The following is a 25,828-nucleotide window of genomic DNA, read 5'->3' as shown; positions in this document are numbered from 1 at the left end:
TAGGAGTGTTTTCCATGAGCAAGATCTGGTTCATCACCGGTTCCTCGCGCGGCTTCGGCCGCCAGTTCGCCGAGGCGGCCCTGGAGCGCGGCGACAAGGTCGCGGCCACCGCTCGCAACACCGACTCCCTCAAGGACCTGGTCGCCGCCCACGGCGAGGCGATCCTTCCGCTGACCCTGGACGTGACGGACAAGGCCGCCGCCACCGAGGCCGTCCAGCGGGCGCACGCGCACTTCGGCGGCCTGGACGTCGTCGTCAACAACGCCGGTTACGGCCTGTTCGGCGCCGTCGAGGAGCTGACCGAGCAGCAGGTCCGCGACCAGATGGAGACCAACTTCTTCGGCGCCCTGTGGGTGACCCAGGCCGCGCTGCCCCTGCTGCGCGAGCAGGGCAGCGGCCACATCGTGCAGATCTCCACCATCGGCGGCGTGACCACCTTCCCCAACCTCGGTGGCTACCACGCCTCCAAGTGGGCCCTGGAGGGCCTGACCGAGTCCCTGGCCAAGGAGGTCGCCGCGTTCGGGATCAAGGTCACCCTGGTCGAGCCCGGCGGCTTCGCCACCGACTGGTCCGGTGCTTCCGCCAGCTTCGCGGAGCAGCTGCCCGTGTACGACGGGGTGCGCGCGGCCGTGGCCGAGGGCTGGCGTGACATGAAGATCGGCGACCCCGCCGCGGCCGGACCGGCGCTTCTGAGGATCGTCGACGCCGACACCCCGCCGCTGCGCGTCTTCTTCGGCACCGCGGGCCTGGAGCTGCTTCCCCCTGTGTACGCCGAGCGCCTCAAGACCTGGCAGGACTGGGCCGACGTCTCCGCCCTGTCGCAGGGCAACCCGGCCTGAGCCGAGCGGCGGTACGCCTCTGGCCGGGGACCCCGACCGGGTCTTCGAAGCCCTCACCAAGCGCGCACTTGATGCGCCGCGCACACCCACAACGGATACAAGGAAGAACCCTCATGACCAACAACAGCACCCGCCCCAAGGCACTCATCGTCGTCTCGGCGGGATCAGAACTGCCGCTGACCAAGCCGGAAGGCGGCCGCAGCATCACCATCGGCTGGTTCCTCGTCGAGCTGGCCGCTGTCCTCGCCCAGTACGAGGACACCCACGACTTCGTCCTCGCCACGCCGGACGGCAAGCTCCCGACGCTCGACATCAACGGCATGGCGCTCGCCATGCACGGCGGCGCCAACCTCGGCTCGGACCTCATGCGCGTAGCCATGCAGAACGAGCAGTACGGCGTCGAAGAGGTACGCGAGAAGAACCCCGAGCTGGTCGCCCGCCGTGAGGCCGAGCTCGCCCTTCTGCGCCGCCACCTCGGCCGGATGCCGGTCTCCCCGATCCTGCCGAACACCGACAAGGAAGTTCGCTCCATCCGTGAGGAGCTCGTCGCCGGCCTGGAGGCCCTGCCGGAGCAGAAGTGGTACTCCATCGAGGAACTGCTCGCCCGGCAACGCGACGCAACCGACGACTTCTCGCTTGCCGGCTTCGACTTCATGCACGCCCCGGGCGGCCACGCACCGGTGATCGACTTCCACGACAACCCGCTGGTCGGCGAACTGCTCCACCAGCTGCGGGAGAACGACGTCCCGATCTCACTGATCTGCCACGCGCCCGTCGCGATGACGGCTGCCAAGTACCGTGTCGACGCCGACGGCAAGGTCAGCGTCAACGAGGACCACGCGTTCAAGGGCGCCCACATCACCACCGTTCCCGACCACGGCGAGCTGCAGATGCTCGACGGCGGCTACCCGAAGATCCCCGGCGAGGAGACCCGCCTGGAATTCTTCGTCGACCTGGTGCTCAAGGACGCCGGCTACAAGGTCGACACGACCGAGAACATGGCCGAGGTTCTGGTCATCTGGGACGAGACCCACGGTGTCCTGACCGGCAATGGGCCGCACTCCATCGATGAGCAGACCGCGCGCCTGAACGAGATCGTGCAGAGCCGCAAGAGCGCAGCCGCACGAGCCTGACAACCGCCCTGGCTGGTCGCATGTCAACCAGTGAGAGTGGAGATCAAGCGGCCCCCGGGGGGCGACGGTTGGGTGCCCATCGCCCGGGGGGCCACGCCGTCCACCCCCAGGGCTTGCAGATCATCGACACGCCGTCTTGACCTTGTCGCTGGGGTTGCTGCTGAGGATGACAACCCGCCGATCACGACAGCCCGACAGCCGGTTCGCGCCCTGGGCACGCAACGCCGTGACGCCCTTGTCATCTCGAATCGCTGACCCGACGGAACCCGCTCGCGACAGCCGGATCAGCACAGAGTTCGGCATCCGCATCCACGTCCGCTCCGCAACCCCCGCCACCTGGCCGAAGGATGGACCAATGACCGACATCAGCTCAGACCAGTGGCAAGCGCTGAAGGACCACGCGACCGAAGCGATGCGGAAGGCATACGTCCCCTACTCCCACTTCCCCGTCGGGGTCGCCGCACTGACCGATGACGGGCGCATCGTGACCGGCGCGAACATCGAGAACGCTTCCTACGGGGTGGGCCTGTGCGCCGAGTGTTCCCTGATCTCCAAACTCGTCATGACCGGCGGAGGCAAGCTGACGGCGTTTGCATGCGTCGACGGCGACGGTGAGCGCCTTATGCCGTGCGGGCGCTGCAGGCAGCTCCTCTTCGAACACTCAGCACCCGGAATGCTCCTCGACACCATCAGCGGCATCAAGACCATTGAACAGGTACTGCCTGACGCCTTCGGCCCGCGCACACTCGACGCGTACCGACGGAACCACACAACGTAGCGCGACGCCCCCGACCCCATCGCGAGTCTCGAGGCTCCAATTTCAGCAGATAAAGCTCGCGCACCTGAAATTCATGTGCCTCAGCCGGGCCTCTCTGCTGGCGGCTGATCGTCGACGGGCTTGGTCAAGAGCTACTCGGTCGGGTGAAGAGGCTGGATCGCGTGAGTGAGGCCGGCCTCCTGGTCGTCGACGTCGCGGCCGCTGACGACGCTGGATGCGGGGGTCGGCCGCGCCAAGGACAGCGGGCAGCTGCGCGAGGACTTCTCCAGCCGCGATCTCGTGCTGCTGCTGATGGCCAACGCCGGAGCCCTCGGCGCCACGGCCGATGCCGCCCCGGACGCCTGGCGCCGCCTGGTCGCCTGGATGATCCAGTCCTTCCAGGCTCCGCCCCCGGCCCGCTGCCGAACCCACCGGAAGATGCGGCGCTGTACGAGGCCATGCGCCGCGCCAGCAAGAGCGCCACCGCCCCCTAGCCCGGAAAGCGACGCTGAACGAACAGGGCCCCGCCGCCCGCGGTCCCGGCGAGCACACCCCGGCCGGCGATCCCGGCGTGCTCCATGACTTCGGCTCAACGCCCCCGATCCGAGGGCGACTCCGGCGCCGACCAGGGCGCTGCCCACGGCCTGGGCGGCGCCGTAGGAGCCCGTGCCGACGAGGGGTGCGGTACAGGCGGCCGCGACCGGGATGAGACCGGAGAACAGCGTGGCGCGCTCCGCGCCGATCCGCTGCATGCCCATGTACCAGCACACGAAGCCCACGACGGTGACGACCGCCGCCTGCCACAGCAGCGCGGCGGCCTCGGCGGTGTCGGGGCGCCGCAGCCACGCGGTGCCGTCCAGGAGCGGTCCGGCCGCGGCGGCCTCGACGGCGGCGACCGCGCAGACGGTGGCGGACAGCAGCCGTGGCCCCAAGGGCCGCAGCACCGGTACGGCGAGCACCGCGAAGCCGACCTCACCGGCCAGCGCGCACACCGAGAAGGCGATGCCCGCCCCGTCCGTACGGCCCCAGCCCTGGACGGCGAAGGCGCCGAGGGCCACGAGCAGCGCGCCCCGCAGGAAACGGCGCCTGGGCCGGCGTCCCTCCAGCAGCGGGACGAGGACGGCGACCAGTACGGGAGCACAGCCCACGAAGACACCGGGGACGGCCGGTTCCGCGGTGCGTTCGGCGGCGATGACGACGAGGTTGAAGCCGACCATGCCGACGGCGGCGAGGAGCGCGAGACGCATCCATTGGCGGGGTCTGAGCGCGCGCAACCGTGACGCGGCGCCCTTCGCGGCCAGGGGCACCAGCAGCAGCGCGGCGAGGCCGTAGCGCAGGAACTGGCCGCCCGCGTACGGGTAGTCACCGAGGAGGCTGTTGGCGGTGAAGGACGCTCCTACGAGGACGCAGGCGAGCGTGGCGAGGAGGGAGCCGCGCGTGGTGGCGTTCATGGAAAACGACGCTAGGAAGTGCCGCGGCCCGGTTTAAGGTCCAGTGCCATGACGTCATCGGGGACCAATCCGGAGCGACGGCCGCACGACGACCCCGTCGGGTCGGTCGCCTGGGAGCTGCTCCTGCCCGCCGTCTCCGCGCCGGCACGCACGCGTGGCCGTTCCCTTCAGGCGGCGCTGCGGGAGGCGGTCCGGTCCGGGCGGCTCGTGCCGGGGACGCGGCTGCCGTCGAGCCGGGATCTGGCCGCCGACCTCGGTGTGTCGCGCGGGCTGGTCACCGAGGCGTACGAACAGCTGACGGCGGAGGGCTATCTGCGCAGCGGCCGCGGTGCCGGCACCTGGGTCGGCGGTGCCGTGCGGGCCGCCCGGCCGCGCGCGCATGACCTGGCCCCGCGCACCGCGGGCAGCCGCGCGGACTTCGTCGCGGGGACGCCCGACCTGTCGTTGTTCCCCCGCGCCGCCTGGGTCACCGCCCACCGGGGTGTGCTGGCGGAGCTGCCGCACCAGGACCTCGGCTATCCCGACCCGCGCGGACTGCCCCGGCTGCGCGCCGCCCTGGCCGAGCTGCTGACGCGCCGCAGGGGTGTGGTCGCCGATCCGGAGCGGATCGTGGTCGTCTCCGGCGTGGCGCAGGCGACGACGCTGCTCGGATTCGCGCTCCACGCGCGCGGGTTGCCGACGGTCGGCGTGGAGGACCCCGGGAGCCCGCAGCACGACGCCCTGTACGCGGCGGCGGGTGTCACCACCGTCCCCGTACCGCTGGACGACGAGGGGATCTCCGTCGGTCCGCTGCGCGCTGCGGGCGTGCGTGCCGTGGTCACGACGCCCTCGCACCAGTTCCCGACCGGTATCGCGTACTCCGCGCGGCGGCGCGCGGAACTGCTCGACTGGGCGCGCTCCGTCGACGGCTTCGTCCTGGAGGACGACTACGACGGCGACTTCCGCTACGACCGGGCTCCCGTGGGGGCGCTCCAGGGGCTCGACCCGGACCGTGTCGTCTACGCGGGATCGGTCAGCAAGTCCCTCGCGCCCGGGCTGCGGCTCGGCTGGCTGCTCGTGCCTCAGACGCTGGCCGACGAGGTCGTCGAGCGCAAGCGGACCATGGACCTGGGCCATCCCGCGATCGACCAGGCGCTGTTCGCCCGGTTCATGGAACGCGGCGACTACGACCGGCAGCTGCGCCGCTGCCAGCGCGCCTACCGGGAGCGGCGCGACGCGCTGGTCCTGGCGCTGGACGAACACCTCCCCGGCACGGAGGTGTCCGGGATCGCCGCCGGTCTGCACGTGATCGCCGCGCTGCCGCACCGGTACGGCCCTCAGGAGAAGTTCCTCGCGCGCCTCGGCGCGGCCGGTGTGACCGTCCGTCCGCTGACGGACTACGCGCACGCGCATGCCGAGCCCGACGACACGGAGGGTGGTGTGCGGCTGGTCCTCGGATACGCGCACCTGTCTCCGACGCGGATCCGGGACGGCGTACGCCTGATGGCCGAGGCCGCACGGGACTGACCTCCCTGCTTTCGCACACGGGTTCCCTTGTCCCCGCGGTCAGTTGTTCACTTGCGGTTTGCGTGTGCGCTGCGGCGCCCCAGTAGTTGTGGCATCGCACACCGGCCGGATCCCGTCCTTGGAGGCGCATCCATGTCACACCGTCCGTTCCCCGGCCGCCGCAGCGTTCTGCGCGGCTCCCTGGCCGCGTCGGCGGCCCTCACCCTTCCCGCGGTCTCCGGGGCCGCGCCGGCCTTCGCCCGCTCCGGACGGCCCGGGGCGGGCTGGGGGGTGCAGACGGGAGACGTGACCTCCGACTCCGGCCTGGTATGGGTGCGTTCGGACCGGCCGGCCCGGATGATCGTGGAGACGTCCGCGACCGAGTCGTTCCGCAACCCGCGCAGATGGCACGGCCCCCTGCTCGGCCCGGACACCGACTTCACGGGGACGACCCGGCTGCGCGGTCTGCCGTCCGGCGAGCAGATCCACTACCGCGTGCTGCTGGCCGACCCGGACGACCCGCGCCGCACCGGCGAGCCGGTCGCCGGCACCTTCCGCACGGTGTCCCACCAACGCCGTGACGGGGTGCGGTTCCTGTGGTCCGGCGATCTCGCCGGGCAGGGCTGGGGCATCAACCCGGACTTCGGCGGCTACACGATCTACCGGGCGATGGCGAAGCTCGACCCGGACTTCTTCCTGTGCAGCGGCGACAACATCTACGCCGACGGCCCGATCTCGGCGACCGCCGCCCTGCCCGACGGCGGCACCTGGCGGAACATCACCACCGAGGAGAAGTCCAAGGTCGCCGAGACCCTGGCAGAGTTCCGCGGCAACTTCCGCTACAACCTGCTGGACCACAACCTGAGGGCCTTCAACGCCCAGGTGCCGTCGGTCATCCAGTGGGACGACCACGAGGTGCGCAACAACTGGTACCCGGGCCAGACGATCCTGGACTCCGACACCCGCTACACCGAGAAGAGGGTCGACGTGCTCGCGGGCCGGGCACGCCGCGCGTTCAGCGAGTACTTCCCGATCTCCACGCTGCGGCCCGGGGCACGGGACGGGCGGGTGTACCGGGTGCTGCGGCAGGGTCCGCTGCTCGACGTGTTCGTGCTGGACATGCGGACGTACCGCAACGCCAACTCGCCCGACGACCAGGCCGTGGACCCGCAGGGCATCCTCGGCCGGGAGCAGCTGGACTGGCTCAAGCGGGAGCTGTCGCGCTCACGGGCGGTGTGGAAGGTGATCGCCTCCGACATGCCGCTCGGCCTGGTCGTGCCCGACGCCACGGAGGGCAGGGCGAACATCGAGGCGGTCGCGCAGGGCGACCTGGGCGCCCCGCTGGGACGTGAGCTGCAGATCGCCGAGCTGCTGCGGTACGTCAAGCACCGGAAGATCACCGGCACGGTCTGGCTGACCGCCGACGTCCACCACACCTCGGCCCAGCACTACCAGCCGTCGCGGGCGGCGTTCACCGACTTCGAGCCGTTCTGGGAGTTCGTGTCGGGTCCGCTGAACGCGGGGGCCTTCCCGGCCAGCGCGCTCGACGGCACCTTCGGCCCGGAGCGGGTGTTCGTGAAGGCGCCGACCGCGTCGAACGTCTCCCCCGCGGGCGGCTACCAGTTCTTCGGCGAGGTCGACATCGACGGGCACAGCGGCGAACTGACGGTCCGTCTGCGCGAGCAGGACGGAACGGTGCTGTTCACGCAGGTGCTCCAGCCGGGCCGGGTGGGCCAGTAACTCCCGTACCCTCGAAGGCGGTCGCGCATCGGCGTCATCCCCCGGTGCGCGGCCTGTGCCCACGACCGAACAGTTGAAAAGGGCACAAAACGCGCAGACCCATACTTAACCGCTCAGTCACAATGCGTTCGTGATCACGCAACACCGTCCCTCCACAGTGGCTGCATGACTCGAGACATGTCTGAAGTGACCCGTGCGAAACACGGGCGCCCCGTGCACCACTGGCGGCGCGATCTGATCGAACTCGCGGCCCTGTTCACGGCCGTCGCGGTGGCCGACACCGTGGCGAACCTGATCGGGCACGGCCCGGACGGTACCGCCCTGCTGGTGATCTCGGCGGTGGCCCTGGCCGCCACGGCTGGATTCCACACCTGGTGGGCACGGCGCCACGGTCACGCGCCCCCGACGGGTGATACCGGCGCCCGGCCGCTGCCCGAGGGTGAGCAGGCCGGGCCGTCCGACCCGCCGTCGCGGACCCCGGACCCCGTGGCCGCGGAGAGCACGCTGTGGCGGATGCGCACCACGGTGAAGGACGAACCGGGCTCGCTGGCCGCCCTGTGCACGGCCCTCGCAGCGCACCGGGTCGACATCCTCAGCCTGCAGACCCACCCGCTGGGCGACGGCACGGTCGACGAGTTCCTGCTGCGTGCCCCCGGCGCGCTGGAGGGCTCCGAGATCACGCGGGCCGTCGCGCGGGCCGGCGGCGCCGACACCTGGATCGAGCGGGCCGACACGCACGATCTGGTGGACGCGCCGACCCGGGTACTCGGCCTCGCCACCCGCACCGCGCTGGACGCGGCGGAACTGCCGCTCGCGTTGCGGCAGTTGCTGGGCCGGTGCACGATCCGTTCCCTGCCGGCCGTTCCGGTGGGCGGCGGTCGCGGGCCGGAGGGGGTACCCGTGGAAGGATCCCTGGAGGACACCGTGATGCGGTTGCGGGCGCCCGAGGGCGGAGTGATCACCGTGGAGCGGCCGTATCTGCCGTTCACGCCGACGGAGTTCGCCCGGGCCCGGGCCCTGGTCGAACTGGACGCCCGGCTCGGCCCGCGGGTGCCGCGCAGCCAGGACGTACTGACGCTGCCGGAAGGCAACGACATCACCGTGCGCCGGGCCGACATCGGGGACCTGGAGGCCGCGGTGGCGATGCACGAGCGGTGCTCGTCGCGGACGTTGAGCATGCGGTACCACGGGCCCGTCGGTGACGTCGACCGCTATCTCAACCACCTGCTCAGCCCGCGGTTCGGGCGCACCCTCGCCGTGCAGACCGCCTCGGGGCGGATCGTCGGGCTCGGGCACCTCTTGTGGGACGGTGACGAGACCGAGGTGGCACTGCTCGTCGAGGACGCGTGGCAGCGGCGGGGGATCGGGGGCGAGCTGCTGGAGCGGCTGGTCGCCATGGCCGCCGAGGCCGGCTGCGAGAGTGTGTACGCCGTGACGCAGTCGTCCAACACCGGGATGGTCGCCGCGATGCGGGCACTGGGACTCCCCCTCGACTACCAGATCGAGGAGGGGACCCTGGTGATCACGGCCCGGCTGGCCGCGGTGGCGGACGAGACGCCGGGCACGATCGCGATCACCAGGGCCGAGGCGCCGTAGCGAGCCCGGCCTGGTCGGCGGGTGCGGGTTCACGCCCGCACCCCAGCGCAGCATCCAGATCCGCCCACAGGTCCTCCACGTCCTCCAGGCCCACCGACAGGCGCAGCAGCCGGTCGCTCACTCCGGCACCCCGGCGATCGTCCGCGTCCACGATGCGGTGGCTGATCGACGCCGGGTGCTGGATGAGGGTGTCCACGCTGCCCAGGCTCACCGCCGGGGTGATCAGGCGGACCTGGTCGATCACCTCGTGCGGGTCGCCGTCGACCTCGAAGGCGATCATCGCGCCGCCGATGCGCGGGTAGTGCACCCGGGTGACCCGAGGGTCGGCGGCGAGGCGGCCGGCGAGGTCCGCGGCGGTCGCGGAGGCGGCGCGGACGCGGACCGGGAGCGTCGACAGGCCGCGCAGGAGGAGATAGCCGGCGAGGGGGTGCAGGACGCCGCCCGTGGCGAAGCGGACCTGGCGCAGGTGCCCGGCGAACTCCTCGTCGCAGGCCACCACCCCGGCCATCACGTCGCCATGCCCGCCGAGGTACTTGGTGGCACTGTGCAGCACCAGGCGGGCGCCCTGTTCCGCGGGGCGCTGGAGCACCGGTGTGGCGAAGGTGTTGTCGGCGAGGAGGGGAACGGAGCCGCAGGAGTGGGCCAGGGCCCGCAGGTCGATCTCGGCGAGGGTGGGGTTGGCCGGGGACTCGACCAGGACCAGTCCCGTGTCGGGGCGCAGGGCGTCGGCGACCCCCGCCGGGTCGGTCCAGGTGACCTCGGTGCCGAGGAGACCGGCGGTCAGGAGGTGGTCGCTGCAGCCGTACAGGGGGCGTACGGCGACGACGTGGCGCAGGCCCAGGGAGGCCCGTACGAGAAGGACGGCCGTGAGCGCCGCCATGCCGCTGGCGAAGGCGACCGCGGCCTGGGTGTTCTCCAGGCGGGCCAGGGCCGTCTCGAAGCGGGCGACGGTCGGGTTGCCGAGGCGGCCGTACACCGGCGGGCCCTCCGGCTCGGCGCCGGTAGCGGCGAAGGCGTCGATACGGGCGGCCTCGCCGCGGCTGTCGTAGGAGGGGTAGGTCGTCGACAGGTCGATGGGCGGGGCGTGCAGTCCCTGGCGGGCGAGGTCGTCGCGGCCGGCATGGACGGCCTCGGTGGCCAGTGCTCTGAGCGGCGTGCGGGAGGCGGTGGAGGTGCGCGCTGAGTCCATGCCCGAAAGGGTGAACACCGACCGGCGTTCTCGGGGCGACGCCCGTGCTACGTTCGGCCGATGGCCGAATCTGTCGTACTGGACCCGGTGGACCTGCATCTGCTGCGGCTGCTGCAGAACGACGCCCGGACCACCTACCGCGATCTCGCCGCCCAGGTCGGGGTCGCGCCGTCGACCTGCCTGGACCGGGTGACCCGGCTGCGCCGCTCGGGCGTCATCCTCGGGCATCAGCTGCGGCTGGATCCGGCGAAACTGGGCCGGGGCCTGGAGGCGCTGCTGTCGGTACAGGTCAGGCCGCACCGGCGGGAGCTGGTGGGGCCGTTCGTGGAGCGGATCCGGGCGCTGCCGGAGTCGCGGACCGTCTTCCACCTGACCGGTCCGGACGACTACCTGGTGCATGTGGCCGTGGCCGACATGGCGGATCTGCAGCGGCTGGTGCTGGACGGGTTCACCTCCCGGCGTGAGGTGGCCCGGGTGGAGACCCGGCTGATCTTCCAGCAGTGGGAGTGCGGGCCGCTCCTTCCGCCTGCCACGCCGACAGCGGAATCGGGGTGACTCCCGCGCGGTCTCCGTATGAGGATGGACCGCATGTCTGAGACTCAGAGCCCGCTGCCCCGTCAGGTCGCCGACGCCTACGTCGACGAGCTCATCGCCCTCGATCCGATCACCGGTACCTACCTGGGTGTGAAGGAGAGTTCGAGCAAGCTTCCCGACACCTCACCGGCAGGTCAGGAGGCGCTCGCGGAGCTTCAGCGGGCCACGCTCGCGAAGCTCGACGAGGCCGAGCGGCAGCCCGGCGCGGACCGCGACATCGAGCGCCGGTGCGGCCGGCTGCTGCGCGAGCGCCTGACGGCGGAACTCGCCGTGCACGAGGCCGACGAGGGCCTGCGCTCGGTCGGCAACATGGCCACGCCGGCGCACTCGGTCCGCGAGGTCTTCACCGTCACCCCGAACCAGACCGACGAGGACTGGGCGGCGATCGCCGAGCGGCTGCGTGCCGTGCCCACGGCGTACGCGGGCTACCGCCAGTCCCTCGAACTCGGTCTGGAGCGCAAGCTGTACGCGGCACCGCGTCCGACCGCCACGTTCGTCGAGCAGCTCACCGAGTGGGCGGACACCGACGGCAACGGACGGGGCTGGTTCGAGGACTTCGTCTCGGCGGCCCCCGAGGCGCTGCGCGCGGAGCTGGACGAGGCCGCACGCGCCGCGACCGCCTCCGTGGTGGAGCTGCGCGACTGGATGCGGGACGTGTACACACCGGCGATCGAGGGCGCCCCGAACACCGTGGGCCGGGAGCGGTACGCCCGTTGGGCGCGCTACTTCAACGGCACGGACCTCGACCTGGACGAGGCGTACGCGTACGGCTGGTCCGAGTACCACCGGCTGCTCGGCGAGATGAGGCAGGAGGCCGAGAAGATCCTGCCCGGCGCCGAGACGCCGTGGGTGGCGCTCGCCCACCTCGACGAGCACGGCAAGCACATCGAGGGCGTCGACGAGGTCCGCGACTGGCTCCAGGGCCTGATGGACCAGGCGATCGACGCGCTCGACGGCACCCACTTCGAACTCGCCGAGCGGGTGCGGAAGGTGGAGTCCCGCATCGCCCCGCCCGGTGGTGCGGCGGCCCCGTACTACACGCCCCCGTCGGAGGACTTCTCGCGTCCCGGCCGCACCTGGCTGCCGACGATGGGCCAGACCCGTTTCCCGGTCTACGACCTGGTCTCGACCTGGTACCACGAGGGCGTCCCCGGACACCACCTCCAGCTCGCGCAGTGGGCGCATGTCGCGGACGACCTCTCCCGCTACCAGGCCGCGGTCGGCGGGGTGAGCGCCAACGCCGAGGGCTGGGCGCTGTACGCGGAGCGGCTGATGGACGAGCTCGGCTTCCTCACGGACCCGGAGCAGCGGCTCGGCTATCTCGACGCGCAGATGATGCGGGCCGCCCGGGTCATCGTCGACATCGGCATGCACCTGGAGCTGGAGATCCCGGCGGACTCCCCCTTCCACCCCGGTGAGCGCTGGACCCCCGAGCTGGCGCAGGAGTTCTTCGGCGCGCACAGCAGCCGTCCGGCGGACTTCGTGGAGAGCGAGCTGACCCGCTATCTCACGATCCCCGGTCAGGCGATCGGCTACAAGCTCGGCGAGCGGGCCTGGCTGCTGGGCCGGGAGAAGGCCCGCGAGCGGCACGGCGACGCCTTCGACCTGAAGGCCTGGCACATGGCGGCGCTGTCGCAGGGCTCGCTGGGCCTTGACGACCTGGTGGACGAGCTGGCCCGGCTGTGATGCCCACGCCGGGTCGGTGGCGAATGCCGCCTCCCGCGTCGCTCACCTGACGGGGCTCCGGCCCGCCTCGGTGGCGCAGGTGCCCGGCGCTCAGTCCGGGAGCCTGCGCAGCTGGACGAGACCCAGCCAGGTCTCCGGCCCGGGCCGCACGTCGGCGGCGCGTACCGCGTACCGGCCGGGAGCGAGCGAGACCTTCAAGTGGTCGGTGTGCACCGAGTCGTTGCCGGGCCAGGCCGCGTCGAAGAGGACGACCGGGCCGGGTACCGTCCAGCTCACCTCGTCCTCCCAGACGGCGGTGGCGAGGGCGGTCGGGACCTCGGCGAGGAGTTCGTCCTCGGAGTCGGCGGCGCACCACCGTACGAAAGTGTCGTGGTCGGGGAGGTAGGAGGTCGAGGCGGGCTCGTCCCCGAGGACCAGGGCAGCGGCGTCGCCGACCGGCAACAGGCCCACAGAGCCTTCGACTTCACAGGCCCGGTCGTAGTCGGAGGCCGTCTCGTCGCCGTCGGCGCCCGCCCAGAACGGCAGCACCGTCTCCGGCACCGCTATGAGCGGACCGCCGCCCGACTCCACCCACTCCACCGCGCCCGGCTCCGCGTATCGCACCATGGGCCAGAACCTACACGCACAGGAACCTCAGGGTTGCACCTGCACAGCCCCCGGACTCAGCAGCCGCAGTCCTGGGTGTCGGCCGGGGCGGTCAAGGGGTCGGCGGAGCGCCGCTCGCGGCCCTCCCAGGTCTCGAACGCGAAGCCCTCACGCACCCAGTACTCGAAGCCGCCGAGCATCTCCTTGACCTGGTAGCCGAGTTCGGCGAGGGCGAGCGCGGCGCGGGTGGCGCCGTTGCAGCCCGGGCCCCAGCAGTACGTCACCACGGGCACGGACCTGTCGAGGAGCTGCTCGGCCTGCTCGGGTATGAGGGCGGTGGGCAGGTGGACCGCGCCCGGGACGTGGCCCTGGTCCCAGGCGGCGGTGGAGCGGGAGTCGAGGACCACGAACCCGGGGTCACCGCCCGCGGCGAGCGCGGCGGCGACGTCGGAGACGTCCGCGTGAAAGACGAGGCCGGCACGGAAGTGGGCGGCGGCCTCGGCCGGGGTGGCCGGGGCGACACGCAGGACGGGGTTCGTGGCGAGCGAGTCGGTTGGCGTCATGGCCAGAAATCTACGGTCGATGATCAACAAGCTGAAGGGGCATTCCACGGCGTGAACCTTGCTCCGCCGGGGATCGCCCTGCTATTCCTCGGGCATGACCGCGTATTCCCCGGACGCCACCGACTGGCGCATCCTCGACGTCCTCCAGCGGGAGGGCCGGGCCAGTTTCGCCGAGCTCGCGCGTGCCGTCTCGATGTCCGCGAGCGCGGTCACCGAGCGGGTGCGGCGCCTCGAGGAGGCGGGGGTCATCCAGGGGTACGCCGCCGTCGTGGACCCCGACCGGCTGGGCCTGCCGATCCTGGCGTTCGTCCGCCTCCGGTACCCCAACGGCAACTACAAGCCCTTCCACGACCTGGTCGCCGTGACGCCCGAGATTCTGGAGGCGCACCATGTGACCGGCGACGACTGCTTCGTCATCAAGGTCGCCGCCCGCTCGATGCGGCACCTGGAGGAGGTGTCGGGCAGGATCGGCACGCTGGGCTCGGTGACCACGAGCGTCGTCTACTCCTCCCCGCTCCCCCGGCGGCCCCTGGGGCGCTGACCTCAGCTTCCGCCGCGCTGTCTCAGCACCGACCCCGTCCGCCCCTTCACGACCTCCAGCTGCGCGTGGATACGGCGGCGCAGGTCGGCCACGTGGCTCACGATGCCTACGCTGCGGTCGCGTTCCCGCAGCGAGTCCAGGACGTCGAGGACCTCGTCCAGGGTCTGGTCGTCGAGGCTGCCGAAACCCTCGTCGATGAAGAGCGTGTCGAGCCGGACCCCGCCCGCCTCGTCGGTGACGACGTCCGCGAGGCCGAGGGCCAGGGCGAGCGAGGCGAAGAAGGTCTCGCCGCCCGACAGCGTGGCCGTGTCGCGCTCGCGTCCGGTCCAGGCGTCGACGACGTGCAGCCCGAGTCCGCTGCGGCCGCGGCCGGTGCGGTCGTCGGAGTGGACGAGGGTGTAGCGGCCGGACGACATCCGTTGCAGGCGCGCGGTCGCGGCGGCCGCCACCTGCTCCAGGCGGGCCGCGAGCACGTAGGACTCCAGGCGCATCTTGCGTTCGTTGTCCGCGGAGGTGCCCGCGGCGAGCGCGGACAGCCTCGCCACCCGGTCGTACTCCTCGCGCAGCGGCGCCAGCCGTGCGAGGCCGTCGGCCGAGCGGGCGGAGAGCCGGTCGAGTTCGGCGCAGCGCCGGGCGGCCGCGTCACGCGCGGAGGCGGCCTCGCGGACCCGGCGGCCCGCGTCGGCGGCGGCCCGCTCGGCCGCGGGGACGTCGGCGGGCGGCTGCTGGGCCGCCTCGGCGGCGTCGGCCTCGGCGAGCACGGCTCGTACGGCGGCCTCCTCGGTCTGCCAGGCGTCCAGCCGGTGCTGGAGGTCGCGGTGGGCCGCCTCGTCGAGGAGGGCGGCGGCCGCGGCCTGCGGGGTGTCGAAGCCGGCCCGGAAGGCGGCGTCGGCGAGACGCGCGTCGGCGTCCTTGAGCCGCTGGGCGGTGTCCTCGGCGACGCGCGCGGTGTCGGCGGCGTCGGCGAGCAGCGCGGCCTGCCGCTCCAGCTGGGCGGCGCGCGCGGCCACGCTGCCGGCGGCACCGCGGGCTTCGGCCAACTCCGTTTCCAGGGTGGTGCGTTCGCGGTCCAGGGCGTCCCGGCGGGCACCTCGGGAGGCGGTGCGCACGGCGGCCTCCTGCTGGGCGCTCAGGCGCTGCTCGCGCTCCCGCTCGGCCTGCCGCAGCTGCTCCGTCGCAGTGTGCAGCGCCGAGGCGAGGGTGCGGGCCTGGGCGTACTCGCGCTCCAGGTCGTCGGCCTGGACGGCGAGTTCCTCGGTGGCGGTGTCTCCGGCCTCACCCTGGGCGGCGGCCAGCGCGCGCTGGACGAAGGCGAGGCGTCGCTCGGCCTCGGTCCGCTGTTCGTCGGCGTGCTGCGAGGCGGCGAGCGCGCGCTCCTCGGTCTCCCGGTCGACGTGTCCGGCGTCCTTGCGGGCGGGCGCGGGGTGCTCGGTCGCGCCGCAGACCGCGCAGGGTTCGCCGGCGGTGAGCTGTGCGGCCAGCTCGGCGGCGATGCCGTTCAGCCGCCGCTCCTTGACGTCCAGCCAGTCGGCGCGGGCCGTGAGCGCGCGGTCCGTCGCGTCGATGACCTGCTGCCGGGCGTCGTCGGTGTCCCGGGCGAACTGGTCGCGCTGGCGTGCGGCGGCGAGCCGCTTGCGGGCGGGCTCCCGCTGCACGGCCAGCTGTTCGGCGCGGGTGGCCGCCTCCTGGGCGGAGTCGACGGAGTGCTGAAGCTGTGCGCGGGCCTCCTCCCACCCGGCCAGCCAGGCCTCGGCCTCCTGGAGGACGTCCTCGTCGGAGCGCTCCTGGCGGTCCAGGTCGGTGCGTTCCGCGAGGAGTTCGGCGAGCCGCTGTTCGGCGCGCCGGGCCGAGTCCAGGCCGCCCAGCTCCTCGGCCGCCCGGCGTGCGGCGGTCGCGAGTCCGGCGGCGCCCGCCCCCGCGAAGGTCTCCGGCAGCAGCCCACGCGCACGTGTCTCGGCCGCGGCGGCCCGCCGGTGTTCGGCCTCGGCCGCCTCCCGCAGCTCCAGCGCGGGCGCCACCGCCTCCGCCTTGCGGGACCGCTCCATCCGGGCCTGTGCCTGGTGGTAGCCGTCGGCCCGCTGCTCCAGCAGCGCGGCCCGCTCGCGTGCCTGGGCGAACCTGCGCTGCAGCCGGTCGACCTCGCGTACGTCGGCCAGGGCGCGCTCGGCGGCGGCCTGGGCGGACTCGGCGGCACCGAGTCCGCAGTGGGCGATGGTCAACTGCTCGCGGGCCGTACTGCGGGCGACGGCGGCCGCGCTCAGGACCGCCTCGGCCAGCCCCGGCTCACCGGGCGCCAGCTCGGGCAGTTCCATGGCGTCACCGGCCGCCTGCTGCATGCGGTGCGCGTCGGCCAGCAGAGCGGCGTCGCCCTCGCGGACCTGTGCCTCGGCCGCGCGGCGTCGCTCGGCCAGCCGCTTCTCGACCTCGGCGAACCGGTGGGTGTCGAAGAGCCGTCCCAGGAGCTTGCCGCGCGCCTCGGCGTCGGCCCGCAGGAAGCGCGCGAAGTCGCCCTGAGGCAACAGCACGACCTGGCAGAACTGCTCGCGGCTCATGCCGAGCAGCTGGGTGATCTCCTCGCCGATCTCCTGGTGGGACCGGCTCAGGTCCTTCCAGGCCCCGGCCACGCCGTCGTACTCGCGCAGCCAGCTCTGCGCCTTGTCGAGCGTCGTACCGGAACCGCGCTTCTTCGGGCGCTCCCACGGCGGTTGGCGGGTGATCTCCAACCGGCGTCCGGCGACGGTCAGTTCGAGGCGGATCTCGGTGCGTGTGCCGAAGGCCGCGTGATCACTGCGCAGGGCCGTCCCCTGGCCGCTCTGCCGGGCGCCCGGCACCGAGCCGTACAGCGCGTAGCAGACGGCGTCGAGCACGGAGGTCTTGCCGGCGCCCGTCGGCCCGTGCAGCAGGAACAGTCCGGCCGCCGACAGCTCGTCGAAGTCGACCGTCTGGGAGCCGCCGAACGGTCCGAAGGCGGTGATGTCCAGCCGGTGCAGCCTCACCGCGCCACCTCCCGCACGACCTCGTCCGCGCGCACGGCGTCGAACGCGTCCCGCAGCACGGCCTGTTCCCGCCCGTCGGGCCCGTCGCCGCGCACATGGGCCACGAAGTCCTCGGCGATCTCCTGGTCACTGCGCCCGGCCAGCCGCCGGGCGTACGACACATCCGGGTCGCCCGGCGCCCGCTCGGGATCGAACACGAGGCTGAGGGTGTGCGGGAAGCGCTCACAGAGCCGGGCCATGGGTTCCGCCGGGCGGACGGGGTCGGTGAGGGTCGCCTCGACCCATGCCTCCTCCTGCGGCACGAGCCGCGGATCGGCGAGGAGTTCCTCCAGCGTCCCCCGGATCCGGGCCAGCGCCCGCGGCACCGGGCAGTCGACGCGCTCGGCGGTGACCGCGCCCTCGGCATCCAGGTCGACCAGCCACATGCTCTTGCGGTGGTCGGTCTCCGAGAAGGAGTACGGCAGCGGGGAGCCGGAGTAGCGCACGCGCTCGGTGATGGTCTGGCTGCCGTGCAGATGCCCGAGGGCCACGTAGTCGACTCCGTCGAAGACACCTGCGGGCACGGCGGCCACTCCGCCCACGGTGATGTCCCGCTCGCTGTCGCTGGCCTCGCCGCCGGTGACGAAGGCATGGGCGAGGACGACGGACCGCGTCCCCGGCGCGCGCGTCCCGAGGTCGGCGCGGACCCGGTCCATGGCGGCGGCGAGCACCGACTCGTGGCCCGCCTTCCGCACGCCGAACTCGTCCTTCACCAGGGCGGGTTCGAGATAGGGCAGACCGTAGAAGGCCACGTCACCATGGGCGTCGGGGAGCACCACGGGAGTCCCGCACGCCGCCGGCTCGGTCCGCAGATGGATACCGGCCCGCCCGATCAGACCGGCGCCGACACCCAGGCGGCGGGCGGAGTCGTGGTTCCCGGAGATCATCACCGTCGGCACACCGAGGTCGGCGAGCCGGTGCAGGGCGTCGTCGAACAGCTCGACCGCGGCGAGCGGCGGCACCGCGCGGTCGTACACGTCTCCCGACACGACCACCGCGTCCACCCCGTGCTCCCGCACGGCCGTGACGAGGTGACCGATGAACTCGGCCTGGGCCCCGAGCATGTTGACCCGGTGGAACGCGCGGCCGAGATGCCAGTCGGAAGTGTGCAGCAGTCTCATGATCCCCGACCCTAACGGCCGGGTCTGACATCACAGGCGGTTACTCCCGTAATGGTCCGCCCCCACGCCCTTTGTGCCCGCCCATCGTATTCAGGCCAACTCGCCCGCCTGGGAAAACCCTTGAAAGAACGGCCTCCACGTGCCGAACCGGGAGCCGGTTCAGCGCCTTTCGGCCAATGTGAAAAGAAGCACCACGGGCCCCTTGCGGCTCCCCCTACATTGACATGCCTGTTCAGGCGGGAAATTCGGGGGATATGCAATGGATCCGGTGACGGCCGTGGCGGCGGCGGGTGTGGCTCTCGTGGTGAAGGGAGCGCTGGAGACGGCGGGGCAAGAGGCGGGCCGGTCCGGCTGGGCCGGCGGTGCGCGCCTGATCGAGCGGATCCGCGCGCGGTTCCGGGGCAACGCGGACGCCGAGGGCGCGCTCGACCGCGTGACCGGCTCTCCGGACGATGAGAACGCCCAGCAGGAGCTCGAGCGGCAGCTCGCCGCGCACATGCTGCTCGACTCCGGGTTCGAGACGGAGATCCGCCGGCTGGTCGACGAGGCCGTCGCCGCCCAGGGCCGGTCCGGGGCGCAGATCAGCGCCGCGTTGATCAAGAACGCCCAGGTGTTCAACGGCAAGGTCGAAGTACAGGGCGACTGGACGACGTCGTAACGGAGCAGCGGACCCACGGGGCGGCATCGGCCGCTGCCGTCGCGCCCTGGCCGGGTCCGCCTCCGCCCGTCGGTCTCCCGAACGCCGCTGCGCGCGCACCGCCGCAGCCGGTGCCCAGCGGGTGCGTCGAGCGGGCCCAGCAGCGACCAGCCGAAAGCCGAAGAAGGACCATGAGCGAGGACATTTCTCCCGACAGCTCGCGGACCGGGGCCCGGGCCGCGGGGCACAGGGAAGAGACCGTCAGGGACGGCTCCCGGGAGCCGTCCCGAGCCGCCGAGGACCCCCGTCGTGAGAAGGCCGACGCCGAGGCGCCCGGCCGGGACTCCGCGGATGACAAGGGCGCGCCCGAGTCGAAGAAGGAAGACAGGACAGCCGAGCCCGAGCCGCGCACGGACGCCGAGCAGCACGACGGTCCGGTCAGCGAGAAGGACGCTCTTCGGTCCCTGGTGGAGGGTGGCGGGCCCGCCGACGCCGAGCGGACCGAGGCCCTGCGCGCCGGGGCGCTCGCCGATGAGATCGCCCGGCGGCTGAACGCCGACGCCTCCGGCACCCGAATCGGCACCCTTGCGCTGTTCAATGAGACCGTCAGCTTCGGCGGTGGTTTCCACACCGGCGGCGCCCGTGCCGACGGTCCGCGACCCGGCGGGGTCTCCGTGCTGACCATGGACGCGGCCGAGATCACCGATCACACCGAACTGTTCGTCGCGCCCGAGAACTACGGCGAGGCACTGGACGCACTGTCCGAGCGGCGGGTGCTGGTGCTCACCGGGGCACCCGGCAGCGGCCGCGAGGCCATGGCCGTGAACCTGCTCGAAGAAGCACTCGCCATGGACGGCGAAGGTGCGGGCTGCCAGCGGCTGCTGACGCCCGCGAGCGTGCTGGACGCGGGCTGGGAACCGCCGGTGAAGCACTCGGGCTATGTGGCGGCTCTCGACGACGGGTCGCCCGTGGTCGAGAAGTTCGCGTCCACCCTTCTCAGCGGCCACTCCCACGGGACGGCCCAGTGGGCCGCGGTCGTCGCCGGCCTGCGCACCTCCGGCTGCTACCTCGTGCTGACCGGCGGGCACGACCTGGAGGTCGTCGCGACCGGGCCCGGCGGCGACCAGGTGGCCCGGCATCCGCTCGCCGCCGTCGATCCGCTGGCCGTCGTCGAGCGCCGGGTCCTCGGCCATGGCGGCAGTCCCGACGCGTACGCCGACCTGCACGCGCTGCTGGAGCGCACCGGGGCCGCGACGGCACTGCGGGAACAGCCCGCGGCACGCAACGCGGCCCGGCTGGCGTCGGTGATCCGCGCGGACGGCGACGTGGCGGCCGCGGTGGCCCAGCTGCGGGATCCGAGCGAGCAGGTGCGCGCGTGGTTCAACCGCTTCCGCGCGCCGGACGCGGTGGCCTTCGCACTCGCCGCCGCCGTCCTGGAGGAGTGCGGCTACCTCACCGTGGCGGACGCCGCGGTGCATCTGCGGGCGGCTCTCACCGAGCCCGAACTCGCCCCGCCCGACCTGCGCTTCGGGGACCGGCTCGGGTACGAGCAGCAATGGATCCGGCTCGACCTGCCCGCGAAGGGCGGCTTTGGCGCGCCCCGGGTCCGCTTCCGCAACGTACTGCTGGGCCAGGTCATCCTCGCCTACGCCTGGAACCTCCTCGACGGCCGCCGGGACGCCGTACTCGACTGGCTGCGCCGCCTGTTGAGCCACCGTGACCTGGAGGTGCGCGCCCGGGCCTCGGTCGCGGCCGGGGTGCTGGCGCTGGCCGATCCGCACTACGCCGTGCACCGCTTCCTGACCGCGTGGGCCGGCAGCACGTCGTGGCCGTTGCGGCAGGCCGCCGCCACCGCGCTCGGCGTGGCGGGCAGCCGGCCGGAGACGGCGGAGGCGGTGTGGGAGCTGCTGCACCGGTGGGCTCGGGGCGACGCCTCCGCCTATCAGCGCCGCCTGGCCGGCACCGCGGCGAACGCGGTGGGCGGACTGCTCGGCCGTACCGCGCCGGACAAGGCCGTGGCCGTGCTGCGCAGTGCGCTGGACCGGGAGGACGACTGGGGCACGCTGCCCTCGGTAGCGTGGGGCGGGGTGCATCTCGTCCACCAGGGGCAGACCAGGGCGGTGCTCGACGCCTACCTGGAGTGGTCCGAGCCGCAGGACCTGTCGCCGATGGTCGTCAAGGCGCTGTCGGCGTTCGTGTTCGCGGTGTCCCAGCCGTACCAGGAGCCGGTCCTCGACTCCTCCGGCGAGCGTGGACACGCGCGCGTGCCGGGCGTTCCGGTGCTGCTGAGCGAACTGCCGCTGCACCGCGACCGGCTCACGGAGCTGTGGGCGCGCGCGCTGGCGCGCAAACCCGTGCAGGACTCGGCACTCGACGCGCTGCACCAATGGATCGACGACTACGCCGACAAGAGCCCCGGTTCCCTCGACGCCATCGGCGCGCTGCTGGTGGCCGTCGCACACCGGCCCGGACGGCACCACGAACGGCTGACGTGGTGGTTGGGGAGATGGGCCCGCGACCGCGAGAAGCCGTCGGCCGGCGCCGCACGACTGCTCCGCACGCTCGAACGGGTGCGGTGAACGGCACCGCACCGCCCACACCCCTGACAGCACTGGAAGGAGAGGGGGAGACATGGAGGAACAGACCTACGACCCGGTCCTGAGCGAGGACGACGTGCCGAGGTGGCGGCTGGTGAACCCGCTGCGGCCACCGGCTCCCGGCCGGGCCCTGGTCCTGGTCCGGGAGAGCGGCCCCTCGCTGACGATCCGCAGCGGCGAGGAGATCCGTTCGTCGCGGTTCGGGGCGTACAGCGGTGTCTTCACCGTCGACATGACGGAACACCGGCTGATCCTGGACATCCCGCTCCTCAGCCGCGACGCCACGTTCTCCTTCCGCAGCCGGGTGGATCTCGTGTGCCGGGTCGCCGACCCCGCCGAGGTCGTGGCGCGCGGGATCCGTGACATGAGCGGGGCGCTCTACGGCTATCTCCGCAAGACCCTGCGCTCGGTCGCCCGGGACTACGACATCGCCGAGTTCCACGAGGCCGAGATGGCGCTCAACGCAGCGCTGGCCGGGTTCAGCGGTGACGACGCGATACGGCTGCGCAACATCCAGGTCGAACTCCTCGTCGACGAGGACGAGATCGCCGCCAGCGGCCGGGAGTTCCGGGACGTGGTGCGCGAGACCCGGCTGGAGGGCATGCGGCGCAGACGGCACCTCGACATGATCCGCGAGGAGGGCGTCGACGGCCTGATCGCCGAGATCATGGAGAAGGAGGGGCCACGGGCCGCGCTCGCCTGGATCGAGAAGGGCGAGGCGGAGAAGCGGGAGGTGCGCCGCGAGGTCATGCGCATGGTCCTGGAGCGCGGCGACGCCGACCGGGAGCCTTTCGAACAGGCCGAACTGGAGCGCGCCGTCCTCGAGGAAGTGCTCCGCGACGGGGACGGTCTGTTCGAGACCGCCAGCCGGCGCGGGCGGTTGCGGGGCAGCCTCACCCGGGCGCTGGAGCCCGGCGCCGACGTCCGTGACGAGGACGCCGAGCGGGGTGGGCGCGGTGGAGAGCGTGAGCCGCTCAAGGGCGAGGTGCTCAGGGAGCCGTACGACGACTCCGAACGGCGTGGCCGTGGCGCCGGGCCGGTCCGTGACGAGGGCGGCACACCCCGCTCGCGCCGGTCGGGCAGCGGCCCTCGCCGCACGGGCGCCGCGCCTTCCGCCGGTCCTCCCGAGGACGAACCGCTGCCGGCCGACTCCGATGGACGCCCCCGGGAGGGGGCGCGCCGCTCGGGCGGGACGGAGGAGGGCGGGGGCCCGGCACGGCCCTGGCGGGAGCGGGGGTCCGCCGGGGCCAGGGACGACACGTGCCGGTCGGAGAGCGTCCCGAGGCTCAGGGGCTTCGGCCGACGGGACGAGGATCCCGGCACCGGGGAAGGCGCCAGGAGCGACCGCGGCCTCAGCGGCCCGGACGACGACCGTGGCACCGCGGAAGGCACCGCGAGCGGCTCCCGCTTCGGCCGCCCGGCCGATGCCCGCGGCCCGGCGGACCGCCGTGGCGGCGGTGGCGGCGGTGGCCGGGGCGAGGGCGGCAGCACCGGTGGCGACGGCAGCCGTACGGACCCCGCCGGCCCGCGGGTGAGCCGGGTCCGTGGGACGGCCAAGCGGCCCCGCACCGGTGGACCGGACGGCGGAGCACAGGACGGGGAGCGGCGATGAACGACCACCACGACCACTCGGCACGGCACCCGGCACCCGCCGGCCCGCCACCGGGCTACTCCTCGGCTCCGGTGACCCCGTGGCCCGCCCCCTCCCGTCGGCCCCCGCCTCCGGCTCCGGCTCCGGCTCCGGCTGTCCGAGCCGAGCCGCCGGCCCCGCTCACGTCGTCCGCCGCGCCGGAACGGCCGCGCTCCGCGGAGCGCGAGGGAGCCGCGCCCCGGGGGCCCGTGCCGCAGCGGATCTGGTGCGTCGACCACGACCGCATGGGCCTGCTGGCGATGTCCGTGTGGACCGAGCGGGTGCCCGGCCGCGGCGAGGACGCGGATCCGTTCGTCGCCTACCACCTGGACAGCGACCAGGGCATACTCGCCGTCTTCGACGGATCGGGCGGCTCGGGGGCGGCACCCGTGTGGCAGGCCTTGGACGGCGAGTCCCGCACCGGCGCCTGGGTGGGCGCGCGGGTGGCGCGGCTGGCCACGGACGCCTGGTTCCACGACGTGGCAGCGGAAGGCGAACCGGCCGAACCGGAGACCCTGCGCGACTACCTCCGCTTCTTCCTGGAGCGTGCCCCGCAGCGCCGCAGCAAGATCAGCGGCACCATGCGCCGGCAACTGCCCACCACACTCGCCGCGCTGCACTACCGGGTGGTGCGGGTCCAGGACGAAGTGGAGCTGGAGCTGCGTCCGTTGTGGGCCGGAGACTCACGTGCCTACGTACTGCGGCCCGGGGCCGGTCTCCAGGTACTCACCCGCGACCACACCCGGGAGAGCGACGCGCTGGAGCTGCTGCGCTCGGATCCGCCGATGACCAACCTGGTGTGCGCGGACCGGGAGTTCGAGATCGACGGCCGCCGGCTGACGTATCCGCTGCCCTGTGTCCTGGCGACCGCGACCGACGGCTTCTTCGGCTATGTGCACACCCCGGCCGACTTCGAGGCGCTGCTGCTGCGCACCCTGATGGAGGCTGGCACCGCCGACGAGTGGGCCGACCGGATCCGGCGCGAGGTGCAGGCGTACACGGCGGACGACGCCTCGCTCGCCGTCGTGGCCCTCGGTTACCGCGGATTCGCCGATCTGCGTGCCCGGTTCGCAACCCGTTTGGAGGACTTGACGGACCGTTACATCCGCACCCGGCCCCGCGGTCTGGACCGTCTCTCCCCCGCCACCGGCGAGGGCCCGGCGCCCACTCCGGAGGACGCCGCCGAACTGCCCGCAAGGGTGCGCGCCTGGCAGGACCACACCTGGCACTCCTACCGCGCCGGCTACGAGACCCATCTGCCCCCGGCACCCGAGGAGCGCGCATGAAGAAGGGCGATGTCATCGGGGGCTACCGCCTCATCAGCGAGCCCACGAACGCCAACGGCGGCAAATGCATGTGGGCGTTCGCCGAGAAGGACGGCGACCAGTACTTCATCAAGCGGTTCTTGGAACCCAAGCGTCCCCGCGACGACGCGGCCGACTCACCGAGCGTGCGAATCCGGCGCCAGCTGTCCAAGGAGTTCGAGGACCGGCACCGGACCATCATGAAGCGGCTGCGGCCGGACGCGCGGGGCGGCGGCAACCTGGTGCTGGCCACCGACTTCTTCCACGAGGGCAGCACCTACTACAAGGTCACCGAGCGGATAGACACCTCCAGCCTGGAGAAACCGCAGGCCCTGGAGCCCCGCCACAAGATGGTGCTGCTCAAGACGCTCGGCAACAGCCTGAAGCAGCTGCACGACATCGAGATCGTGCACGGCGACCTCAAGCCGCTGAACGTGCTGGTGCAGAAGCGGGACGGCGCCGCCTTCCACACGGCCAAGCTCATCGACTTCGACGACTCCTACGTCTCCGGCAGCCCGCCCGAGCCCGACGACGTCGCCGGCGACTCGGTGTACGGGGCGCCGGAGTGGCGCCGGTACATGCAGCGCGACGGTTCGGCCGGACCGGAGCACCTGACCTGCGCGGTCGACGTCTTCGCGCTCGGGCTGATGACCCACGTGTACCTGACGGGCGAACTTCCGCACCACGACAAGCGGTACGGCTCACCGGCGGACGCCGTCAACGCGGGCGAGCAACTCGACCTGGACACACGGCTGTCGGACGAGATGCTCGACCTGCTACGGCGGATGACCGCCCGCGCACCGGGCGGCCGGCCGCGGATGGACGGATTCCTCAAGACCCTGTCCGATCCGAAGGTGTGCGCCCTCCAGCATCGGCGCCCCAGCACGACCAAGGCCACGTCGCCCGCGGCCAAGCCCGCTTCGGCCACGACACCCCCTTCGGCCTCGACGCCCACTTCGGCACCGGGGACCGGCAAGCCGGCGGCCCCACGCACCAGCCGGATCAAGACCAACCTCGCGTCGACCCCGCGCCCGCGCACCGCGACGCCCTCGCCCGAGCCGACCCGGCCGGCCACCGCCGATGCCAAGCCCGCCACCCCGCCCACCGCTCCCCCGGCGGCGACCCCGTCCCCCGGCACCTCCGCGGAGCGCCCGTCCCGCGTCCGCATCAACCTCGGCGACCGGCGTCCGCGCCCGGGCTCGTCCTGACCCCCGTCCACCGGCGACCGACGCACCCCGCCCGCTTCACCAAGGAGAATCTCAATGATCGTGTCAAGCCGCCTGCGTGACCGGCGGGGCGGGGGTGAACAGCCTCTCGTCACGCAGCATCGCCCACAGGACGTCGA

At 72.8% G+C, this 25,828-nt stretch carries 20 protein-coding genes; 14 read left to right on the top strand and 6 right to left on the bottom strand.

Going from position 1 to position 25,828, the window contains the following annotated elements; translation table 11 throughout:
- The first annotated feature begins 14 nt into the window (after positions 1-14).
- From ABZT06_RS43845 to ABZT06_RS43835, 3 genes are all read left to right on the top strand, one after another.
- Positions 15-839, top strand: coding sequence for an SDR family oxidoreductase (locus ABZT06_RS43845; protein ID WP_355753966.1), 825 nt, complete (start codon positions 15-17; stop codon positions 837-839).
- A 113-nt stretch (positions 840-952) separates the two neighbouring features.
- Positions 953-1,972 carry a hypothetical protein gene (locus ABZT06_RS43840; protein WP_355753963.1) on the top strand — a complete coding sequence of 340 codons (1,020 nt, stop codon included), beginning with the start codon at positions 953-955 and terminating at the stop codon, positions 1,970-1,972.
- Positions 1,973-2,327: 355 nt separating this feature from the next.
- A complete protein-coding gene (locus ABZT06_RS43835; protein WP_355753961.1) occupies positions 2,328-2,750 on the top strand; it encodes a cytidine deaminase in 423 nt (140 codons plus the stop codon).
- A 131-nt stretch (positions 2,751-2,881) separates the two neighbouring features.
- Here the strand turns inward: ABZT06_RS43835 and ABZT06_RS43830 are convergent, their stop codons facing one another.
- Entirely contained in the window at positions 2,882-4,180 is a 1,299-nt protein-coding gene (locus tag ABZT06_RS43830) for a DMT family transporter (RefSeq protein ID WP_355753959.1), read from the bottom strand.
- Positions 4,181-4,228: 48 nt separating this feature from the next.
- Between ABZT06_RS43830 and ABZT06_RS43825 the strand changes: the two genes are divergently transcribed.
- The 3 genes from ABZT06_RS43825 (at position 4,229) to ABZT06_RS43815 (ending at position 9,001) form a co-directional block, all read left to right on the top strand.
- A complete protein-coding gene (locus ABZT06_RS43825; RefSeq protein WP_355753957.1) occupies positions 4,229-5,686 on the top strand; it encodes a PLP-dependent aminotransferase family protein in 1,458 nt (485 codons plus the stop codon).
- Between the two features lie 132 nt (positions 5,687-5,818).
- Positions 5,819-7,405, top strand: a complete 1,587-nt coding sequence (locus ABZT06_RS43820) for an alkaline phosphatase D family protein (RefSeq protein ID WP_355753955.1) — start codon at positions 5,819-5,821, stop codon at positions 7,403-7,405.
- A gap of 177 nt (positions 7,406-7,582) precedes the next feature.
- Positions 7,583-9,001, top strand: a complete 1,419-nt coding sequence (locus tag ABZT06_RS43815) for a GNAT family N-acetyltransferase (protein ID WP_355753953.1) — start codon at positions 7,583-7,585, stop codon at positions 8,999-9,001.
- Here the strand turns inward: ABZT06_RS43815 and ABZT06_RS43810 are convergent.
- Positions 8,979-10,190, bottom strand: coding sequence for a PLP-dependent transferase (locus ABZT06_RS43810; protein WP_355753951.1), 1,212 nt, complete (start codon positions 10,188-10,190; stop codon positions 8,979-8,981). The genes ABZT06_RS43815 and ABZT06_RS43810 overlap by 23 nt on opposite strands.
- Positions 10,191-10,250: 60 nt before the next feature.
- Between ABZT06_RS43810 and ABZT06_RS43805 the strand changes: the two genes are divergently transcribed.
- Positions 10,251-10,745, top strand: a complete 495-nt coding sequence (locus tag ABZT06_RS43805; RefSeq protein ID WP_020122341.1) for an Lrp/AsnC family transcriptional regulator — start codon at positions 10,251-10,253, stop codon at positions 10,743-10,745.
- A gap of 33 nt (positions 10,746-10,778) precedes the next feature.
- Complete coding sequence (locus ABZT06_RS43800; protein WP_355753949.1) at positions 10,779-12,470, top strand: DUF885 domain-containing protein; 1,692 nt, start codon at positions 10,779-10,781, stop codon at positions 12,468-12,470.
- A gap of 90 nt (positions 12,471-12,560) precedes the next feature.
- Here the strand turns inward: ABZT06_RS43800 and ABZT06_RS43795 are convergent, their stop codons facing one another.
- The gene (locus ABZT06_RS43795) at positions 12,561-13,076 is read right to left on the bottom strand and encodes an immunity 21 family protein (RefSeq protein ID WP_355753947.1); all 516 of its coding nucleotides are present in this window, start codon (positions 13,074-13,076) and stop codon (positions 12,561-12,563) included.
- A 56-nt stretch (positions 13,077-13,132) separates the two neighbouring features.
- Positions 13,133-13,618: a rhodanese-like domain-containing protein gene (locus ABZT06_RS43790; RefSeq protein WP_355753945.1), complete on the bottom strand. Its 486-nt coding sequence runs from the start codon at positions 13,616-13,618 to the stop codon at positions 13,133-13,135.
- Positions 13,619-13,712: 94 nt separating this feature from the next.
- Between ABZT06_RS43790 and ABZT06_RS43785 the strand changes: the two genes are divergently transcribed.
- Positions 13,713-14,159 (top strand): Lrp/AsnC family transcriptional regulator, encoded by a 447-nt coding sequence (locus ABZT06_RS43785; RefSeq protein WP_355753943.1) that lies wholly within the window; start codon positions 13,713-13,715, stop codon positions 14,157-14,159.
- A gap of 2 nt (positions 14,160-14,161) precedes the next feature.
- Here ABZT06_RS43785 and ABZT06_RS43780 read toward each other — a convergent pair whose 3' ends face one another.
- Both ABZT06_RS43780 and ABZT06_RS43775 read right to left on the bottom strand, forming a co-directional pair.
- Positions 14,162-17,155, bottom strand: a complete 2,994-nt coding sequence (locus tag ABZT06_RS43780) for an SMC family ATPase (RefSeq protein ID WP_355753941.1) — start codon at positions 17,153-17,155, stop codon at positions 14,162-14,164.
- Positions 17,152-18,315, bottom strand: coding sequence for an exonuclease SbcCD subunit D (locus ABZT06_RS43775; protein WP_355753939.1), 1,164 nt, complete (start codon positions 18,313-18,315; stop codon positions 17,152-17,154). Before ABZT06_RS43775 ends, ABZT06_RS43780 begins: the two co-directional genes overlap by 4 nt.
- A gap of 259 nt (positions 18,316-18,574) precedes the next feature.
- On the opposite strand from ABZT06_RS43775, the gene ABZT06_RS43770 reads away from it, so the two are divergent.
- The 5 genes from ABZT06_RS43770 (at position 18,575) to ABZT06_RS43750 (ending at position 25,691) form a co-directional block, all read left to right on the top strand.
- Positions 18,575-18,973, top strand: coding sequence for a hypothetical protein (locus ABZT06_RS43770; RefSeq protein WP_355753937.1), 399 nt, complete (start codon positions 18,575-18,577; stop codon positions 18,971-18,973).
- 170 nt (positions 18,974-19,143) lie between these two features.
- Positions 19,144-21,531 (top strand): hypothetical protein, encoded by a 2,388-nt coding sequence (locus tag ABZT06_RS43765; protein ID WP_355753935.1) that lies wholly within the window; start codon positions 19,144-19,146, stop codon positions 21,529-21,531.
- A gap of 52 nt (positions 21,532-21,583) precedes the next feature.
- Positions 21,584-23,161 (top strand): hypothetical protein, encoded by a 1,578-nt coding sequence (locus tag ABZT06_RS43760; RefSeq protein WP_355753932.1) that lies wholly within the window; start codon positions 21,584-21,586, stop codon positions 23,159-23,161.
- Positions 23,158-24,465 (top strand): serine/threonine protein phosphatase, encoded by a 1,308-nt coding sequence (locus ABZT06_RS43755; RefSeq protein WP_355753930.1) that lies wholly within the window; start codon positions 23,158-23,160, stop codon positions 24,463-24,465. Before ABZT06_RS43760 ends, ABZT06_RS43755 begins: the two co-directional genes overlap by 4 nt.
- Entirely contained in the window at positions 24,462-25,691 is a 1,230-nt protein-coding gene (locus ABZT06_RS43750; protein ID WP_355753927.1) for a protein kinase, read from the top strand. The genes ABZT06_RS43755 and ABZT06_RS43750 overlap by 4 nt, the downstream gene beginning before the upstream one ends.
- Positions 25,692-25,828 lie beyond the last annotated feature (137 nt).

Source organism: Streptomyces sp. NPDC005483 (assembly GCF_040606035.1).
Classification (GTDB): domain Bacteria; phylum Actinomycetota; class Actinomycetes; order Streptomycetales; family Streptomycetaceae; genus Streptomyces.
Note: the sequence above shows the minus strand (reverse complement) of the source record. Positions and strands in the feature narration are given on the sequence as shown.

Coding starts and splice junctions, on each gene's coding strand:
- ABZT06_RS43845 (WP_355753966.1), top strand. CDS start 15: ATGAGCAAGATCTGGTTCATCACCGGTTCCTCGCGCGGCTTCGGCCGC.
- ABZT06_RS43840 (WP_355753963.1), top strand. CDS start 953: ATGACCAACAACAGCACCCGCCCCAAGGCACTCATCGTCGTCTCGGCG.
- ABZT06_RS43835 (WP_355753961.1), top strand. CDS start 2,328: ATGACCGACATCAGCTCAGACCAGTGGCAAGCGCTGAAGGACCACGCG.
- ABZT06_RS43830 (WP_355753959.1), bottom strand. CDS start 4,180: ATGAACGCCACCACGCGCGGCTCCCTCCTCGCCACGCTCGCCTGCGTC.
- ABZT06_RS43825 (WP_355753957.1), top strand. CDS start 4,229: ATGACGTCATCGGGGACCAATCCGGAGCGACGGCCGCACGACGACCCC.
- ABZT06_RS43820 (WP_355753955.1), top strand. CDS start 5,819: ATGTCACACCGTCCGTTCCCCGGCCGCCGCAGCGTTCTGCGCGGCTCC.
- ABZT06_RS43815 (WP_355753953.1), top strand. CDS start 7,583: ATGTCTGAAGTGACCCGTGCGAAACACGGGCGCCCCGTGCACCACTGG.
- ABZT06_RS43810 (WP_355753951.1), bottom strand. CDS start 10,190: ATGGACTCAGCGCGCACCTCCACCGCCTCCCGCACGCCGCTCAGAGCA.
- ABZT06_RS43805 (WP_020122341.1), top strand. CDS start 10,251: ATGGCCGAATCTGTCGTACTGGACCCGGTGGACCTGCATCTGCTGCGG.
- ABZT06_RS43800 (WP_355753949.1), top strand. CDS start 10,779: ATGTCTGAGACTCAGAGCCCGCTGCCCCGTCAGGTCGCCGACGCCTAC.
- ABZT06_RS43795 (WP_355753947.1), bottom strand. CDS start 13,076: ATGGTGCGATACGCGGAGCCGGGCGCGGTGGAGTGGGTGGAGTCGGGC.
- ABZT06_RS43790 (WP_355753945.1), bottom strand. CDS start 13,618: ATGACGCCAACCGACTCGCTCGCCACGAACCCCGTCCTGCGTGTCGCC.
- ABZT06_RS43785 (WP_355753943.1), top strand. CDS start 13,713: ATGACCGCGTATTCCCCGGACGCCACCGACTGGCGCATCCTCGACGTC.
- ABZT06_RS43775 (WP_355753939.1), bottom strand. CDS start 18,315: ATGAGACTGCTGCACACTTCCGACTGGCATCTCGGCCGCGCGTTCCAC.
- ABZT06_RS43770 (WP_355753937.1), top strand. CDS start 18,575: ATGGATCCGGTGACGGCCGTGGCGGCGGCGGGTGTGGCTCTCGTGGTG.
- ABZT06_RS43765 (WP_355753935.1), top strand. CDS start 19,144: ATGAGCGAGGACATTTCTCCCGACAGCTCGCGGACCGGGGCCCGGGCC.
- ABZT06_RS43760 (WP_355753932.1), top strand. CDS start 21,584: ATGGAGGAACAGACCTACGACCCGGTCCTGAGCGAGGACGACGTGCCG.
- ABZT06_RS43755 (WP_355753930.1), top strand. CDS start 23,158: ATGAACGACCACCACGACCACTCGGCACGGCACCCGGCACCCGCCGGC.
- ABZT06_RS43750 (WP_355753927.1), top strand. CDS start 24,462: ATGAAGAAGGGCGATGTCATCGGGGGCTACCGCCTCATCAGCGAGCCC.